This window comes from Aestuariibacter sp. GS-14, from assembly GCF_006494365.1.
Taxonomy (GTDB): domain Bacteria; phylum Pseudomonadota; class Gammaproteobacteria; order Enterobacterales; family Alteromonadaceae; genus Alteromonas; species Alteromonas mangrovi.
The window spans coordinates 1-16,312 of sequence record NZ_VHIP01000003.1 but is presented as its reverse complement, the minus strand read 5'-3'; the positions used below and the strand labels follow the sequence as shown (position 1 = coordinate 16,312).

The 16,312-nt window shown below is 44.8% G+C and carries 22 protein-coding genes; 5 read left to right on the top strand and 17 right to left on the bottom strand.

What is annotated here, in order from left to right:
* Positions 1-37: 37 nt before the first annotated feature.
* Entirely contained in the window at positions 38-532 is a 495-nt protein-coding gene (locus FJ444_RS05935; RefSeq protein ID WP_140957022.1) for a VOC family protein, read from the bottom strand.
* Between the two features lie 672 nt (positions 533-1,204).
* On the opposite strand from FJ444_RS05935, the gene FJ444_RS05930 reads away from it, so the two are divergent.
* The gene (locus FJ444_RS05930; RefSeq protein ID WP_140957021.1) at positions 1,205-2,419 is read left to right on the top strand and encodes a type III PLP-dependent enzyme; all 1,215 of its coding nucleotides are present in this window, start codon (positions 1,205-1,207) and stop codon (positions 2,417-2,419) included.
* 133 nt (positions 2,420-2,552) lie between these two features.
* Here FJ444_RS05930 and FJ444_RS05925 read toward each other — a convergent pair whose 3' ends face one another.
* The 8 genes from FJ444_RS05925 to FJ444_RS05890 form a co-directional block, all read right to left on the bottom strand.
* A complete protein-coding gene (locus FJ444_RS05925; protein ID WP_140957020.1) occupies positions 2,553-2,765 on the bottom strand; it encodes a hypothetical protein in 213 nt (70 codons plus the stop codon).
* 72 nt (positions 2,766-2,837) lie between these two features.
* A complete protein-coding gene (locus tag FJ444_RS05920; RefSeq protein WP_181405083.1) occupies positions 2,838-3,299 on the bottom strand; it encodes a hypothetical protein in 462 nt (153 codons plus the stop codon).
* Positions 3,300-3,339: 40 nt separating this feature from the next.
* A complete protein-coding gene (locus tag FJ444_RS05915; protein WP_140957019.1) occupies positions 3,340-3,822 on the bottom strand; it encodes a hypothetical protein in 483 nt (160 codons plus the stop codon).
* Between the two features lie 80 nt (positions 3,823-3,902).
* Entirely contained in the window at positions 3,903-4,397 is a 495-nt protein-coding gene (locus tag FJ444_RS05910; RefSeq protein WP_140957018.1) for a GNAT family N-acetyltransferase, read from the bottom strand.
* Between the two features lie 163 nt (positions 4,398-4,560).
* Positions 4,561-4,821 (bottom strand): hypothetical protein, encoded by a 261-nt coding sequence (locus tag FJ444_RS05905; protein WP_140957017.1) that lies wholly within the window; start codon positions 4,819-4,821, stop codon positions 4,561-4,563.
* A gap of 273 nt (positions 4,822-5,094) precedes the next feature.
* Positions 5,095-5,511 carry a hypothetical protein gene (locus FJ444_RS05900; protein WP_140957016.1) on the bottom strand — a complete coding sequence of 139 codons (417 nt, stop codon included), beginning with the start codon at positions 5,509-5,511 and terminating at the stop codon, positions 5,095-5,097.
* Positions 5,512-5,594: 83 nt separating this feature from the next.
* Complete coding sequence (locus tag FJ444_RS05895) at positions 5,595-6,041, bottom strand: hypothetical protein (protein WP_140957015.1); 447 nt, start codon at positions 6,039-6,041, stop codon at positions 5,595-5,597.
* A 91-nt stretch (positions 6,042-6,132) separates the two neighbouring features.
* Complete coding sequence (locus FJ444_RS05890; RefSeq protein WP_255439054.1) at positions 6,133-7,041, bottom strand: winged helix-turn-helix domain-containing protein; 909 nt, start codon at positions 7,039-7,041, stop codon at positions 6,133-6,135.
* Between the two features lie 223 nt (positions 7,042-7,264).
* On the opposite strand from FJ444_RS05890, the gene FJ444_RS05885 reads away from it, so the two are divergent.
* The 3 genes from FJ444_RS05885 to FJ444_RS05875 all read left to right on the top strand — a co-directional run bounded on the left by FJ444_RS05885 (position 7,265) and on the right by FJ444_RS05875 (position 10,612).
* Positions 7,265-8,308: a hypothetical protein gene (locus tag FJ444_RS05885; RefSeq protein WP_140957014.1), complete on the top strand. Its 1,044-nt coding sequence runs from the start codon at positions 7,265-7,267 to the stop codon at positions 8,306-8,308.
* Positions 8,309-8,474: 166 nt separating this feature from the next.
* Positions 8,475-10,199 carry a secretion protein gene (locus FJ444_RS05880; protein ID WP_140957013.1) on the top strand — a complete coding sequence of 575 codons (1,725 nt, stop codon included), beginning with the start codon at positions 8,475-8,477 and terminating at the stop codon, positions 10,197-10,199.
* Complete coding sequence (locus FJ444_RS05875) at positions 10,196-10,612, top strand: hypothetical protein (RefSeq protein ID WP_140957012.1); 417 nt, start codon at positions 10,196-10,198, stop codon at positions 10,610-10,612. The genes FJ444_RS05880 and FJ444_RS05875 overlap by 4 nt, the downstream gene beginning before the upstream one ends.
* A 26-nt stretch (positions 10,613-10,638) precedes the next feature.
* On the opposite strand, the gene FJ444_RS05870 is transcribed toward FJ444_RS05875, so the two are convergent.
* The 4 genes from FJ444_RS05870 to FJ444_RS05855 form a co-directional block, all read right to left on the bottom strand.
* Complete coding sequence (locus FJ444_RS05870) at positions 10,639-11,025, bottom strand: VOC family protein (protein ID WP_140957011.1); 387 nt, start codon at positions 11,023-11,025, stop codon at positions 10,639-10,641.
* Positions 11,026-11,074: 49 nt separating this feature from the next.
* Complete coding sequence (locus tag FJ444_RS05865) at positions 11,075-11,596, bottom strand: GNAT family N-acetyltransferase (protein ID WP_219993878.1); 522 nt, start codon at positions 11,594-11,596, stop codon at positions 11,075-11,077.
* Positions 11,597-11,738: 142 nt separating this feature from the next.
* Complete coding sequence (locus tag FJ444_RS05860; RefSeq protein ID WP_140957009.1) at positions 11,739-12,308, bottom strand: hypothetical protein; 570 nt, start codon at positions 12,306-12,308, stop codon at positions 11,739-11,741.
* Between the two features lie 111 nt (positions 12,309-12,419).
* Entirely contained in the window at positions 12,420-12,791 is a 372-nt protein-coding gene (locus FJ444_RS05855) for a helix-turn-helix domain-containing protein (protein ID WP_140957008.1), read from the bottom strand.
* Between the two features lie 275 nt (positions 12,792-13,066).
* Here FJ444_RS05855 and FJ444_RS05850 point away from each other — a divergent pair, with 275 nt between their 5' ends.
* A complete protein-coding gene (locus FJ444_RS05850) occupies positions 13,067-13,723 on the top strand; it encodes a methyltransferase (RefSeq protein ID WP_140957007.1) in 657 nt (218 codons plus the stop codon).
* A gap of 105 nt (positions 13,724-13,828) precedes the next feature.
* On the opposite strand, the gene FJ444_RS05845 is transcribed toward FJ444_RS05850, so the two are convergent.
* The 4 genes from FJ444_RS05845 to FJ444_RS05830 form a co-directional block, all read right to left on the bottom strand.
* Positions 13,829-14,521 (bottom strand): hypothetical protein, encoded by a 693-nt coding sequence (locus tag FJ444_RS05845; protein ID WP_140957006.1) that lies wholly within the window; start codon positions 14,519-14,521, stop codon positions 13,829-13,831.
* A gap of 123 nt (positions 14,522-14,644) precedes the next feature.
* Complete coding sequence (locus FJ444_RS05840; protein WP_140957005.1) at positions 14,645-15,151, bottom strand: DUF2199 domain-containing protein; 507 nt, start codon at positions 15,149-15,151, stop codon at positions 14,645-14,647.
* A 129-nt stretch (positions 15,152-15,280) separates the two neighbouring features.
* Positions 15,281-15,685 (bottom strand): hypothetical protein, encoded by a 405-nt coding sequence (locus tag FJ444_RS05835; protein WP_140957004.1) that lies wholly within the window; start codon positions 15,683-15,685, stop codon positions 15,281-15,283.
* Between the two features lie 120 nt (positions 15,686-15,805).
* Positions 15,806-16,126 carry a hypothetical protein gene (locus FJ444_RS05830; RefSeq protein WP_140957003.1) on the bottom strand — a complete coding sequence of 107 codons (321 nt, stop codon included), beginning with the start codon at positions 16,124-16,126 and terminating at the stop codon, positions 15,806-15,808.
* Between the last annotated feature and the right edge of the window lie 186 nt (positions 16,127-16,312).

Sequence of the window (16,312 nt, the reverse complement as noted above, 5' to 3'; positions counted from 1 at the left end):
GTAGGGTGTGAACTATCCGCACCCTACCGGGAGAAAACTACCGTTCATCTTGATTAAACGCTGCTTCAATTAATGCAATGTCCAGCTTTTGCATGGTCATCATTGCATCAAAGGCGCGTTTGGCAGCGGCGCGATCTTCACTGTTTATTGCATTAATTAACGCGAGCGGCGTAATTTGCCACGACACGCCCCACTTATCCTTGCACCAACCGCAGGCACTTTCCTGCCCGCCATTCGTTACAATGGCCTGCCAGTAGCGGTCGGTTTCATCCTGATCCTCGGTGGTTACCTGGAAAGAAAATGCTTCGTCGTGAGTAAAAACCGGTCCGCCATTCAAACCAATACAGGGAATACCCATTACAGTAAATTCAACTGTCAGCACATCACCCTCTTTACCTGAAGGATAATCACCAGGCGCACGATGTACCGCCGACACATAGGAATCCGGGAACGTTCGCGCATAAAACTGCGCCGCTTCCTCGGCATCGTTGTTAAACCACAAACACACACTGTTTTTTGCAACACGGGCCATACGGCTATTCCAGTAAATACAGATGAAGAGTTCATCTTGTTCCCATTCACCACATTCGGCAACTGAATTTATGCATTGCCTGTTGCGCTTATCGCAGCGCTATCAGCCCCTGGCGAGTCAACTCAGAGCGAATGGCCGAATGCCTTCTTTCCATCGCCTTTGCGATATCACCAATCGACTGATTATTTTTAAATTGTCCGGCAGCGTTCAGATGACCTGAGGATGATTGTAAACTGAACGTGGCGATAGCACTTCGCCACTCACTGGATCAATACCGCTCGCCAGTGCCTGAAGAGTAGACAGATGTTCGTCCATTTGTTTCGCTCCTTGTCTTTGTGTCGATATAACCGCAACCGTAACACACAACCGATGAAACCTTAGCTGTACTTGAGTCGGTTTAAGTTTGTTAACTTACGGTTAACAAAAGCAAAAATTTCTTGGCAAAAATTTTTTGCGGTGAAGACAAAAAATCCGAATCTTCACAGGGGAGAATTTACTTGCATGGATTTCGATTTGACCTAATATTCCCGCAACTTACTGATAGCCAATCAGTGTCAGGGCTCCCTCTCGAGCGCCGGCGAGTAACTATTCAGAATGGACCTGCTGCATTAGTGTTAAATGTAGTGCTCGTCGAATAATAACGCGTTAACGTGAAGCGATAAGAGGACCCTAATGGCCCCAGAATTTCTAGAAATTGTGCCTGCAAAAAAAGTGGCAACCGAACAAAAACACAACCTTGCGGAAGCCGAGCGCATTCGTCGCATGGTTGCACTACATGGTTCACCACTATTAATTCTTGACTGTGACGCCGTGCGCAGACAATACCGGGCTTTGCAACGTGCGCTGCCGGGCGTTGATCTCCACTACGCAATCAAACCACTGCCAAATGCAGCGGTGGTTGCCACACTGAGAGAAGAAGGCGCCTTTTTTGATCTGGCTACCAATGGCGAAGTTGATTTAGTGTCCGAAGCGGGCATTGAACCATCGCGCACTATTCATACACACCCTATTAAACGCGACAGCGATATTCGTTACGCCATGGAGTACGGATGCAACACGTTTGTGTTTGACAATCCGGACGAACTGAAAAAGTTTATCCCTTATGCACGCAAGGCAAAATTATTATTACGCCTGAGCTTCCGCAGCCCGGATGCGAAGGTTGATTTATCGAAGAAATTTGGTTGCTCTCAGGAAGCCGCTTTGCCATTGCTGAAACAAGCAGCAGAATACGGTATTCGCGTGGTAGGACTGTCTTTTCACGTTGGCTCTCAGGCGTTAGATCCTGCCAAGCACGTTGAAGCCATTACGGCCTGTGCAACAATAGTTCAACAAGCTCGCGAACAAGGTTTACCTAAACTGGAAATCGTAGATATTGGCGGTGGTTTCCCGGTGGACTACGTGGATGACGTTCAGCCAATAAATACATTTTGCGCGCCTATTCGTGCGGCGTTGGCAACGTTACCAGCCGGTACACGTCTGATTGCTGAGCCAGGACGTTTTATAGCGGCCCCGGCGATGACTGCCGTTGCAACGGTAATGGGTAAATCCATGCGCGATGGTCGCTGGTGGTATTACATGGATGACGGCGTGTACGGTTCGTACAGTGGTCGCATTTTTGACCATGCACAATACCCTATCGATAGCCTGGACTTTTTCGGCGAGCGCAGCCCCAGCGTGCTGGCTGGCCCAACTTGCGATAGCATCGACGTAATCGAAGATAACATCATGCTGCCAGAGCTGGAATGTGGTGCGTTAATCGTTGGCCGAATGATGGGGGCTTACACCTCTGCAACCGCAACAGAGTTTAACTTCTTCAAGAAGGCAGACATTGTGGTGATCAACGAGCGCGTGGGTGAAGATTGTGACGTTCTGCCATTAATGGCATAACAATACAAGCACGTTACTTTGCAGCAGTTTGCCCTAATCGCAAACTGCTGCGCATCTTAAAGCGCTGCGCTGCCCACTAAATCCCTTTGAAAACCGGGAAGAAACAAATCGTTTTAGCGAACATGTTAGCGAATTAACGGGCAGCACTACCTTTGAGTTTGTTGAAAACGCCTTGAATAACATCGATTCCGGTAAAACCATAGTACAAGAACGCTAATGCTACCGGCACAATAATACACACCTGATACCATTCAAGCGTCCGGTTAATCAGCCCAACTGGCAAACTTAACATAATCATCACCCCAAGAAACAACGCCGTTCGGGTAAGCTTGGGTTGCCTGTGCATTTTATCGCTCCTTGTAAAATAGCTTCTTGCCGGGTAATACGCTCGCAGGCAGGGCATGTGTGGCCTGACTGATTAAACGCTGTCGTCAATCACTTTGATTTGCGACATATCCATTACCCTGATACGGGTTTGATAAAAATACTTGCCACTTTCCTCTCCCTCTGAGGAAAACCCAATCTTAACCCGCTTTGCTTTGCCGGTTACCGCTATCGTTTTATTCAGAAAGAAAGCTTCGGGCGACATGCCATATTTCTCGGTTAACTGCGCAACTAATTCGGGATGAATACTCACCGACACCGCCCGCTGATCACGATAGTCTAATTCGGTATTTAAATAAACAAATTGCCCCTGGCTTGCCGCAGCTTTGATTTGCAATACATATTCACCCTGCACACCTTTGGGCGTGGCCTCAGCGCGGGAAATGATCTGGTTGGTATCGGATGTTCCCTTTGGCAACATCACTTGCGTTGCACTGCAAGCGGTGAGCAAAACAGCCAGGCTTACCAGCACTATTCTCGTTTTTATTTGTTTCATACAACCCTGTTATTATTTGCAAACTCAGAAAACCAAACCACTACGCGCCATTCATTAGCAAAGCGCCGTACTTCATCAACGCGGCAGCACTCCAAAAGCCAATAAACGACATCACATATGCCACCTTATGTTGCCGAAATCCAGCCTGACTACCTACCAGTTTAGCCAGTTTTTCGCGCTCATCGTATATAAGTGCCAACACCATTCCCAGCAAAACAAGATTGATATAAGGCGTGCCACTCCACCCCAATGAGATGGTTACCACCGTAATGCAAAGTTGCATAGGCAACAACATGAGCGCGCCAATAAGCCGGTAAATTGGAAAGAACAACACCAGGCCGGTAACCAACTGCGAAACCGCAATCAAATAACCGAACAACCCAAGTCCATATTTGCTTAGTTCTTCAATTAGCCAAACCGGCCCAATAATAACGGGAAAGCCATGCAGGAACTTACTTACTCCGGCAGACGTATAGATAACGGCAAGCAATACCTGAGAAATGATTAAACATGTTCTGAACATTCCCTGTCCTTGGTAAATAGCAATAAAGCAGATCTATGACTTCGGTTGTGACCAATCGTTCGATTATAGCGGGTTATCTTTTATGCAGGTTTTAATTTAGCAAACACATAACTATCGTAAAACTGTTCTTGTTTGCAAATGGCATTTTTTAATACCGCTTCCAACTGAAACCCCGCTTTCAGCATCAACTGCTTTGACGCCTCATTAGCAGAAAATACGCAGCCAAAAATACGCACAATTTCGGTATTAGCAAACACCTGCTCAGTAAGTTGCAAAATGGCGGCTAAGCTAATGCCTTGTCGCCAATAGTCACTGGCAAGCCAATAACCTATTTCGCCCGATCGCGAATACTCAAAGCTTCCCTGATGCACACCTACGCAACCAACCAGCCTGTCATTTACGATAATGGCTTTAATCAGCTCTTCTTTACTCCCTTCCTCTATCCACCAGAGTGCATCCTCTCTTGTGTAGGGAGTGGGTATTTTGGTCGAAAGAAAAGCAGTTACGGCTCGGTCATTTAAAATCTCGACCAAACGCTGAACGTCGCTTAATTCAAAATCCCTTAATGTGATCATGGTTATCCTGTTCCAACCGAGAATAAAAACGCGACTAACAATCAGTGTAAAAAATAATACTGATACCATCCGGCAAGGCTGGCTTTAGCCGGCCATATAAATACCTGTTCCCACTAATTTGCACGCCTGGCGCATTTTTAATGCGGCAAGGCGTGCGAACAGATTAGGCGTCGTGGCGGCTAATTATCTTGTAACCCTCTTTTTCGTAATCGTTAATGCACTTCTGGAATTTATTCTGGAGTTTGATCTCGTCAAAAAAGCCAAGCGCATATGCATCACATTTCACTTTCATTTTGTCGGTGTTCTCAAGTACCGCTACCATCTTAAGCTCGGCAAATCCAAACTTATACGCTAACTCTACAAACTGAGAATACAATACCGCCAGTAGCGCAACCAAAAGCGTAACAGAGAGTAATTTTTTCATTTTCTATTCCTTTAAATGATAATAACCGCCTGAATATCAGCAATTTCTAAACCAATATGCCAAAGCCCTTTGCAATGTGGTGTGCAGGTGATTTGGCCTAAACACGTTAATGTTAATTTGACCAAAAACTGGTGATAATTACCATTAAATAACGTTAAAAAACAAAGAAAAAATAAGAAGTTACAGCAAGTCACCAGCATGCCATTTGTTTTAAAACATTATTCAGGTAGAGGGCACAATTACCCCCCTTCCTACACAATGTGCTGAAAAGCGCTATTCGTTGTTCGCTTCGGCTTGTACTCGATTTGGTCCGGAAACAAGTAACGTATTCTCAAAGGTATATCGGAACTGATCAACATTCTCGATATAGGCGTTTCCCTGAGCGTTATGCTTACCATACACCAGCAATGTATTGGGGCTTTCATGAGTAATTGAAAATCCACTTTTGGTTAGCTCGGTCATAATGTCCTGTGCTTTTGTACCCAACGGAAAAGCAGGAACGCCCTGAAGCACTGACAGGATAAGATCGACATTCGACATCGAATCGTTACCCACACGCTCCTTTGCCGCACGCATTTCCTGTGCAGAGATTTCGATCTTCGACTCATATTTCTTGCCACCGGAAGGCTTGGTTGAGCACCCGACAATACCTAACACAACGAGACAAAACACTATGCGGGCTTTACCCATCTTAAGATTCCTTCCTACTAAACGATTGCCATAAAACGTAACACAACTGCCGGTGTACTTATTGCGAATTATACAATGTGTTATCAGGTATTTTTCCTACCTAATACTGCCCATTGCTGCCATATTCCAAAAGCAAACAAACCACCAATAAACAAACAAATAGCTGAACTAACGAGCCAAAAGGTCAAGCTGTTTTCCGGAAACAGCGGCATTAATGCAACAAAGGACATACCGCGAAATAAAAATACACAGCTAACCAATACCAACGCTAACCTGGTGAGCGGTAAACGTTTAATAGTCCCTGCTGCCGACAACGCATACAGCCCCCAAATAAACAGCACCATGGCAATCACCGAGGTAATGACGGTTGGATACCAACGTCCTTGCTCTGCCATTTGTGCCATCTGCTCGCCTGCCCCAAGAAATCGATACCCATCGCCGCCAATCATAATGCAGGCCAAATGCGCTAATGCCGCAGCAAAACAACACAATGCCGCAGCCAATAAATAACGATTACTTCCCGAATACATAGTTCTTCCCTGATTGTATGGTCAATTTAATACACCCTGAACAATAAGTTCCCCGCAGCAAACTGACATATTAAATTAGATTTACTTAAGGCTACGGGTGATTATCGAGCCAGGTCTTTACATTCTGGTCAACGCCAGAAGGATAAGGCACGCCATCTTCTACCCCAACATAAAGTAAACACATATCGGGTCGCTGAGTAAAAACACTGTGGTATTTGTTTAACCAGAATGTGAGATGTTGTTGCAGTTCGTGCGTTAACGGGATGGCTTCCAGAATGTCAGGATATTCATTCAATTCATTTACAATAGCCTGATTATTCTGATAAAGACCGGTTTCGGTAATAGCGCGGATCTGATTAAAAACGAATAACTCCTGCTGGTTCATCTCACTGTAATAATGCGAAAAGAACTTCTCAAACTGCATATTTCGGGCTACCCCAAGCCGATGCTGGAGCATTTCGGCAAGTTCATTTCGTCTTAACACCTGAGCGTTGAACGACGTAAAAGTATTGGATTGATAAACGGCAATCCGCGCAATGGCGGCCTGCATTTGTTGGTGCTGGTAAACAGGCCACAAAATCACTGCAACAATAGCGATTATTATTGCTGCGGCCCCTACCCAATAGAGCCCTTTTGCATGCTGAACGTTTTGATGTGAAGCCTGATTGTCTTGTTCTGATAACGAAATAACTTCAGGCTTACTCATCCAGAAGCCAATGCCATGCGCGGTGTGAATAATTTGCTGGCTGTCGCCATTGTCCCCGAGCAGTTGACGGGTATCGGATATCAACCGGAATAACGACCAGTCACTCACCACCACATCGTCCCAAAGCATTTCCGTTAACTGCTTTTTACTCAGCGGTTCAGGGCTAACTTCGCATAGCAGCTTAAGTAATTTGAACTGGCGTTCACTTACGGGTAAAACCACATTATCGCGACTCAACGTTTTTGTGCGAATATCCAGCCTGAAAAGACCAAATTTATACCCGGTAACGTCCACAGCATCTCCCAACTGGCTTGGCAAATAACTCTATAACTGATTGATTTTTAATTCAATCAAAAAAATTCAAATACATTCAAATAGATTTTACCCGTCATATATTGCGCTGTAACGACAGCTTCTTCTAACGTAAATAAGCCGCTTCAATGCAGATGCAACTGAAGGCGGAATGAGATGCGCCAATTTAAACAAATATACACACAGGTATACAAAGGATCTGACCATGATATTGTCAAAATCACTCATCAAGCTCGCAACCACTTCGCTTATTCCACTTCTGTGCGCAATGGCACCTGCCCAGGCTTCAATACAACCGAAATTTCAAACCTCCGACGTATCAAGCGTTGGGTTAACTGAGCAGCGGAGTGATCTCAATATCAGTAAAGAAGCGATGGAAAAAGTCAGGGACATCCTGGATGCCGAAGACAAAAAGTTAATGGCGGCGTTTAACAAAAACCCGGCCATCAAAGAAAGCCTGCAATCGCAAATCGCAAAAATTGCCAAAATCACTGACAGCGCAAGTAAAAAGAAAGCCATCGACACGTTTCAGGCCAACAACAAAAAGAGCTATGAAATGATATTAAAGCAGGCGGGCGTTGATTTATCACTCCTTACCCGCAGGCTAAATGAGGTATTGCCTGGATTTAATTTAAAGCTCAATAGCAATCTCACTATCTCTGCAACGGTGAGTACGCTACCGCCCCTAGCAAGCGACAAGCCGGAGCCCAAAACCACAACCACAGCGCTGCGCGATTTTACCAACAGCAAAGAGCTCGCATGCGGTTTAGCAGCGGGTAGCTCGGCAAGCTTTACCGCTTCCAAATTAGAGCTGGCAGGCATCGCAGCGGTAGCCGGTGGTTGCACAAATAATGCCTGGCGCAAGGTAAACTTCGACATCCCGGACACGGCAACGGCCGCTCAGTTGAAGATGAAGGCTGATTTATATGTGGATGGATTTGCTGTAGGCGTTGCGGGTTCATCAGGGATCAACGCGGATGCCAGTATGAACGAGGCCAATGTTTACATAACTGTAATTGCGCCATTGTTATGGACCGGCTATTCAGAGGAATTGGTGACCGGAGCACGTGTATCAGAGAACATTGATCTTAATCTGTACCGGTCAACCAGTCGTCGGGCGGAAAATTATCGAAATAACGTATCTCTGGTTAATTCTGCTTCAGTTAAGCCGATTGCGGTTATTGCCGAAACCCATGGTTCAGCAAAAATCACCAACTTCTCTGTTTCACTGGTGGTTACCACCCCGTAGCGAACAGTAACCGTACTAAATAACAGCTAACGATATTGAGATGACAGCGATAAACGCGCTGTCATCCCACGCCTTGGGTTCCGCGAATGTTTGCTACCTGTTTTACCCATTCAACCAGGGGTTCAGTAGACGATGCTGAATCATCTGGGCGTTAGGAAAATTTCATATGTTGTTCGTATTTATCAAACCGCCCCGCACGTTTTGTGCGATAACGCTTCAGACAATGTGGCGATTTAAAACTAAAAACCTGCTGACCGTACTGTTATCGGCAGCCGTTATGTTATTTGTTGTTGGTTGCACCCATACAGAAGAGCTAGCCCAGCGCACACCCGTGCTGGTGCCAGATAATGACATGTCGATTGTTTACCGCGAGTTGCTTGCCGCACGTTATAAGCAGGTGCGCCCGCGGTTAGAGGAACTCACGGCTATGCGTCCAAATGATGCAGAACGTCATGCGCTGCTCGCGTACAGTTGGCACCTCGACCCTAATGCCGGTCCGGATGGACAGAACATGGCGCTGGTTGGCTACGAAACCGCACTCAATCTGAGTCCTACTTATGTGTTTCCCGCGTTAATGGCGGGCCATTTGTCTTACGAGCGCGGCAATTTAAACGACGCTCTGGACTTTTTTGCCCGGGCAGCAATGGCAAACCCCGGTTGTGTAGAAGCGTTTGAGGGCATCGCGCTGACTGCCTACTTACTGGGTGATATTAACCTGGCAGAGGTAGCCTCCGCCCGCCTGATCGAACTCGCTCCTGCGTCAGAAACAGGCCTGCGTTTATCAGCGCTAATCGAGGCCGCCAGTGGCAACGAAATGCCTGTTCAGCCTGCTACCCTGCGTTACCAACAAACCTACCCAACTGAGGCGCGACAACTTTCCCCACGCTTGCAGCAATTGCGCCTAACCGCAGCGATAGACGAACATACCGCCGCACCGCCAATAACGAAGGACTTGTCAGAGCCGAAGGTTAACCCCAATCAGGTATCGGTAGACGTTACCATTATTGTTAGTCAGAACACGCATCGCGATCGCATCGGTATTAATTTACTGGACGGATTGCGCCTGCAATATGGCGCGCAAAGTAGCCATACCATAATAAAACAGGACGGTGGAAGTTCGCGTGACACTCAAACCACATTCAGCGAAGGATTCACATTGCCGCAGATTAACTGGAACCTGAATCTGTTCAATCGATTTGGTCAGTACTATCAGGTAGCGGCGCGCCCTTCCCTGACAGCCATGGTGGGGCAAACGTCTGAGTTTTTTGTTGGACGGACATTGCAAATCGGCGTACGAGGCATTGAAGCAGGCAGAATCGAACAAGTCGACATAGGCATTAACCTGAAGGTGCTGCCCCTTGAAATCACGGAAGACGCAGTGGTTGTTAATGTGGGTGTTGGCCGCAGTTTTGTTACTACTGATCCAGCAGGAAGCTTCGCGGAAGTGCTATCAACATTCAGGCAGGCTGTAGACGCAACGGCCGAGATCCGTTTTGGTGAAACACTGGTTCTATCGGGGCTATCTGAAAGTGTTCGGGATGCCACTTCATCTGAAGTACCCGTACTCGGCAGCATACCCGTACTCAGCATGTTCTTTAAAGAACGCTCTACAACAGAGCGACGTGATGCCGTTATGATTTTCGTAACCCCTTCTCCCCCGGTAAGTTTTGCAACCCGGCCCTGGGCTCGTCCAGCCAGCGTAGAAAAAATGGTTCGTCTTTGGAATAGCGTTATCGATCCTTCCACCAACGCCAGCGATGTTACGGAACGACTCAGCAAAATAAGAATGTTTCAGCGCATGCAACCCGGTGATGCGCCGCTCTCGTGGGGAAATCCCACTAAACAAAAAATAGATCTGTTTAAAAACCTAATTGGAGTCGCCTCATCATGAGATACGTTCTGCTACTTTGTACCATCCTGAGTGTTACCGTTCTGACCAGTTTTGAAACAAGCGCAGTATCAGACAATCGTACCGAGGTAGAACAGCTAAAAATGGCACTCAATGACATGCGTGCCAAACTGGACAAATTAAATGAAAGGCTTACGGAACTTGATAATCAATGTATCCAATTGGCTCAGGGCGTTTCCATACAGTCAACGTCCCGACCCATCGGAATGGAACTTCAGGTACACCGGTCGCAAATTGATATGAAAGCGCGTGAATTAGAAATAGACAGCGATAAGATTACCATCACCGGAAAAATACTCACGCTCAAAGCAGATACCATCATTATTGACGGCGAAATAAAATCCAAAACAGGCAATGACACCAATCTAAAAGGGTCAAACATTAAAGACAATTGATGCGATCACACTCGCCTGATTTAGATTTATTGGCCCGGGGGAGGCTCCCAAAGCTCCACTTTGTTTCCCTCGGGATCGATAACCCAACCGAATTTACCAAACTCTGAGTCTTCGGTTTCATCAAGCACCTCACAGCCTTCTTCACGCAATGCTGCTATAAGACCATGAAGATTTTCAACCCGATAATTAACCATAAAGGAAGCACCACCAGGAGAAAACTTGTCACTGTCGGCCGCAAAAATAGACCATATAGTTGAGCCACCAACTGGCTCCCCTTGTTCATCAGCCCAGTTAAATGCAGCCCCACCCCATACCTGCACATCAACCCCAAGATGCTTTTGGTACCAGGCACGAAGCGCTTCAGGCTCTTTCGCTTTGAAGAAAATGCCACCGATCCCCGTTACTCGCTTCATGTTACCCTCCTTTACCGTAAGCTATTGTGTGTAGTTCCTGAGCTATTTTTTAGCCATCAATTGGGTTTTGCGGTGTAGGCAACGTTAATTGATAAAACCCAAGGTCCAGCCACTTGCCAAATTTAAATGCTGCTTGCTTGATTGTGCCAGAGTGAATAAAACCCAATTTTTGGTGTAACGCAATACTACCCGTATTTGTGATATCGATACCGCCAATCATAACGTGGTAATTCTGCTCCACTGCTAAAGCAATTAAGTGTTCCAGCAAGGTACGCCCAAGCCCTTTACCTCTGGCATTTTTATGAATATAAACCGAATGTTCAATTGAATACTTATACGCTGGCCACGCCCGAAACGTGCCGTAACTTGCGAAACCTAACAGGTTTTCCTCGTCGTCAATAATGCCTATTACGGGAAATTGATTGTCATTTTTAACGTTGAACCAATTTGCCATATTTTCCATTGAACGAGGCTTGTAATCATAGAGCGCGGTTGAATTTAGAATGGCGTCATTCAGTATTGCTAAAATTTCTTCCGCATGCTTTTCAAACGTACAGTTGATGATTTGCACTAAATATTCCTTTGGCGACATGTTTATGGTGGCATATTAAGACAACGGTGGATTACCGCCTAACGAACGGGAAGATATTTACTGGAAAACCCATAATACCGTGGCCAAAAATACTTGACCACTACAGTTAAGTGAAGCCCACCTAGTACACATAACCTTTCTCCATGGTGAAATTCGTGAGATTTAGCATGTACAGACACATATCAACATAAATTTCCGCAGCCTTCTCGCCACCAGGACTCCAAAGATTCCAGGCTTGATAATTATCGCCTTTTGCTCTCTCCAAGATCCATTGAGCGCCATCCATGCCGATAATTTCTTCGTCAGGCTTATATACCCAACCTTCGAGTCGGTTGGCGAGAGCTTTAAGCTCTTTCATTTCTTTATCAGTTAGTACGCGCCTGTTTTCTAATTGCACGCGACCTGGCGAATAACCACCTGCGCCGGATAGCTGCTTTGCGTTAAGAATACATTTTTCATCGCAATTAACTCGAACGATTATTGGCGCATGGAAGCTACGCAGCCAAGTAAATCTAAAGACTTCATTTTCAGTCGGCAATTTTACGGGGTCTTCGCCAGCCGCACGCAATTGTTCTGAAAACCACTCTCTTTCAAATGGATCTAGCTCCTTCCATTCCGGGAAATAATCCTTTGTTATATTTGCGCAAGCAATTAGAAGCAAGCTTAAAAGAACTACGTTGGCTGTTTTCACGTATTTACCTAACGCTCCAATAAGGGACTGATAATAGTTTGCTATAATGTGTAACGAAGTGGAACCGAGCAAACTGTTAGCAGTCCCCCTTGATTGGCTTGTTAGGCGACTCTACTTCTGTTTTAGCTTTCTGAGCAAACTTTTCCCGTAATCTATAGCTTCACGCTCAATTCTAGTTAAAGGATCAGATTCGCCTCTTTTAGGCGTCTGAAGTAATGATTGACCATATTTAATTGCAGATTCCTCCGATTCGTTAAGTGTTACCGAGCCCGTATTTTCTGTATGTTTAACTGAATTCATATCCTGCTCCTGAATTAGACTGTTAACTGATGTTTCAAAAACAGCAGCAAGACATTTTAAAGTTTCTGAACCAACACTTTGTCCACTCTCGACTCTTTGAATAGTACGAACACTTATACCTGAATGAAGCGCAAGTTCATCTTGAGTCCACCCTTTAGCTAATCGACGTTGTTGAATACTCATGCTTATCCCTTTGCTGTTTGATGCCTATTTATGACAGTCTTAAAGAAGAATGAACACGACAAATTAACGACATTTACATTTTTGTCGGCGACAACCAGACATTCCGATCGCCTAACGCCTTGCTCTGGGGCAAACCGAAGCGCAGCGTAGGTTTGTACCTAGCAGCAACTTGTTAAATGCATTGCGTTCCCAGCTAATCACTGTAAGCTAATTAGCCCTTCGTTTTGTCATTTATCCTTGATAACTGGCTGAGCGCTCACTTTTGAGGCAGCCAAATGACAAATCTACGCGTATGCTACCAAACTATTGAGTTTGGAAATATAGATATTCACCTATGCACTCTACGTAACAACCAAGAGTTTTACGACCCGGACGGGGTTGCTGAAAAACTGGGGATTTCTTCTGCCGCCTGGCCTATTTTTGGAATTATTTGGCCGTCAAGTTTAGTACTTGCGCATCACATGAATAACTATGATATTGGCGAAAAACGAGTTCTTGAAGTTGGGTGTGGAACCGCTCTAAGTAGTTTATTGCTCAATAAAAAGAATGTAGATATAACAGCAACTGATTATCACCCCGAGTCAAAACACTTTTTAAACAGAAACACTAAGCTTAATGGGGACAACGCAATAACTTTTGAAAGAACTGGCTGGGCAGATAGCGAGGATACTTTAGGGCACTTTGACTTAATAATAGGCAGCGATCTACTGTATGAAGATGAGCACGTTGAATTACTCGCGGGGTTCATTCAGGACCATTCAAACCCAAAGTGCGAGGTGATAATCGTAGATCCAGGCAGAGGCAGGAAAAACAAATTAGCGAAGAAACTACTCGGACTTGGTTTTGTGTCAACGTTTTCTAAACCAAAACATACCGATTATTTAGATAAAGATTTTAAAGGCGATATTCTGACATTTTTGCGGACTGACTAAGCATTTAACGCCTTACTAATGGGCGCATAAATGCTTGGCTAAAATTAGCGACGAAGGAGCACAAGCCAAGCGTTTTGCGTCCTTTTGAGTAACTTGTTAGGTGCATTAACTTATCCACGCCATTTTGGAAGACCAAAGTTTCCAACCACCAAACCAACGGTGAAGTGTATACGTAGTGCCACCCGAAGCCATGTTGGCTATATATATACTTGCATCAACTTCCGAAAGAATAAATGTCTTTGTTAATTCTCCGAATTCAACTCGAACACCGCCACCAACAACCTCCCCAAGCTCATTGAACTGTAATGGAGTTGTTTTATCATAAAAGATTAACTCTATTCCGTTATCGCTACAGTAACTTTTTATAGCTGTCTCAGCTTCTTTTGGGAGTGAACCGCTAGTTGCACTAGAAAATATTTCTGGGTAAATATGCTTTGAGAGATATACTTTTTTTGGGTTTAAGCCACCGCCATAGGTATCGTCTTTTTCAATAACGTTTGAAAATGCAACCAAATAAATTTCAGAATCTTTACCCTGCGTCATTAATATTGCAGTGCTAAAGATTACAAATACTAGAAAAGAAATAGAGAAATTTTTAAATCTGCGACTTAGTAAAACACTCTTTAACTTTGACTTACTCAAGTAGTCCAAAGCATAAAGGTTTGCCACAGGAGTTATCAAAACTAAAGCGGGTAAAAGAACTTTGAATACTCCCTTAACGCTCACATCAAAAAATATAAGCAAAATGAAAGTAACTAGCATAACTAAATTAAGTAATGCGGCAATCTTCCTAATCAATTTGACTCCTTAATTGATGCTGACTCTAGATGCACCTCACGCCCGGCTCACCGAGCAAATTTTGATGGCGACTTTTTTGGAACAAAAAAGGTGACAGTAAAATTTGTCAGGTGCAGCCGCTTGTTAGCCATGCATTGCGACCTCAGCAATTTTTTGCGCTTTCTCGATACTAATACCGTTTACGAAATCGTGGTACAACTCATGATCCACCTCGTGCAAACAAAGGTATGGGCGAGCACCATCAGCCTGCGGGTGAACGTCGGTAGCCAACGAATGTGTGCTTTCGTAGTAAGGTAATTTGCTACAAAACCAACCAAAGTAAGCCCTTTCAGTGTCTGGCTCGTCCCATGTTTCCAAGTAGTGCTCGTAACTTTCTTTGCTAAGCGAAACCCACACGCCCCACATGAAAGGCTCTGTTACTCCGTGAATTGGTATTTCAATTATCACTCGTGCAAAGTAATGCGTACCGTCTTCATCAGTGTAATAGCAAAGATCGTCTCCGATTTTACCTTCCTGCTTTATTTCCTCTGGCTGCTCCAACCAAGGATCAGGTGCTTTAAACCCAAAACTAGGTGAACCTTCATGTTGCTTTCCACAACAAGAGCATTTAAAACTAAAAATTCCTGCCATATCTCTGATTCTACTTTTTGGCTAACGCCCGCATAACGGGCAAATATATGTAGGCTACAATACCGAGCAACGCGAGGGGAGCCTACGTGTATTTGTCCCCAGCGAGCGAAGCGAGTGTTTATGCGATTGTTATGTGCGTGCCAATAAGCGTACATACTGCTTGTATGATACGAACCCAAAGAATGCGAAAGTAAAGCCCGCGGCAACTTGGATTAATACCGCATACCCAAAATTACTTAGTCCAGAACCAGTTTCTACATTATCTGAAAATGCCCAACTGAACAAAGTGAAAATTGGTGCCATAAAACCTACGAAGCCAGCACTGTACAAGCAATATCCCATTACGATCTTATTTAAAGATAAGCGGATATCTTTAGTTGAGGTTAGAAAAGCAATTAAGAAAAGAATGCCCAAGAGAATGGGCACAATGAATGGCGATAAAGGACCATTTTCGGTTTTGAATGGTATGTAAAAGAAATCTAAGAAAGTAATACCAGCAGCAAAGATAGTTACTGATTCGTTGAACTTCCGCATGAATTTCCTTTTAGCACATAACACTAAGCTAAGGGGCAAAAGCACAGTGCGAAAATGGTGAAGCCGCACTGTGTTTTTGTCCCAGCGGCCCGCGCAGCGGGTTGCGACTTAAGCGTTTTGTTATGTTTTTGCACTGTAAATAACCCCAAGATTAAGCTCTTTTTGTTGGTTTGGGAGACTAACATTCCGTTTTAATATCGTATTTCCCTGGCATTCAATTGACAACTCATAATCTGAGGGAGAAGGAGAAATGGTAAAGTCTGCAGCAAATTTTCCATTGATGACTCTTGTTTGGTGATTACGATTTTCGGTTTGTTCATTTTTGAACCGAAGAGTGCATTCCTCTGAAACTTCTCCAGTAACATAAGCGACGTTGTCGCCAATGGTGCTGATACATCCGCTGAGATTAAGAATTAAAAAAAGTAATAATGCAAATTTCATAGAAAAACATAACGCCCCGCTTAGGGGCAATAACACGTGGGCTAAACTTGGAGCGAAGCGACTGAGCCCACGTGTTATTGTCCCAGGGAGCTTGCGACCGGCTACAGCGGTTTGATACTCATTGAGCCTCCTCCCTATCAGCATAAACAGAGTTTATCCTAATAGGCGACCAAACCGAGGGAGAAA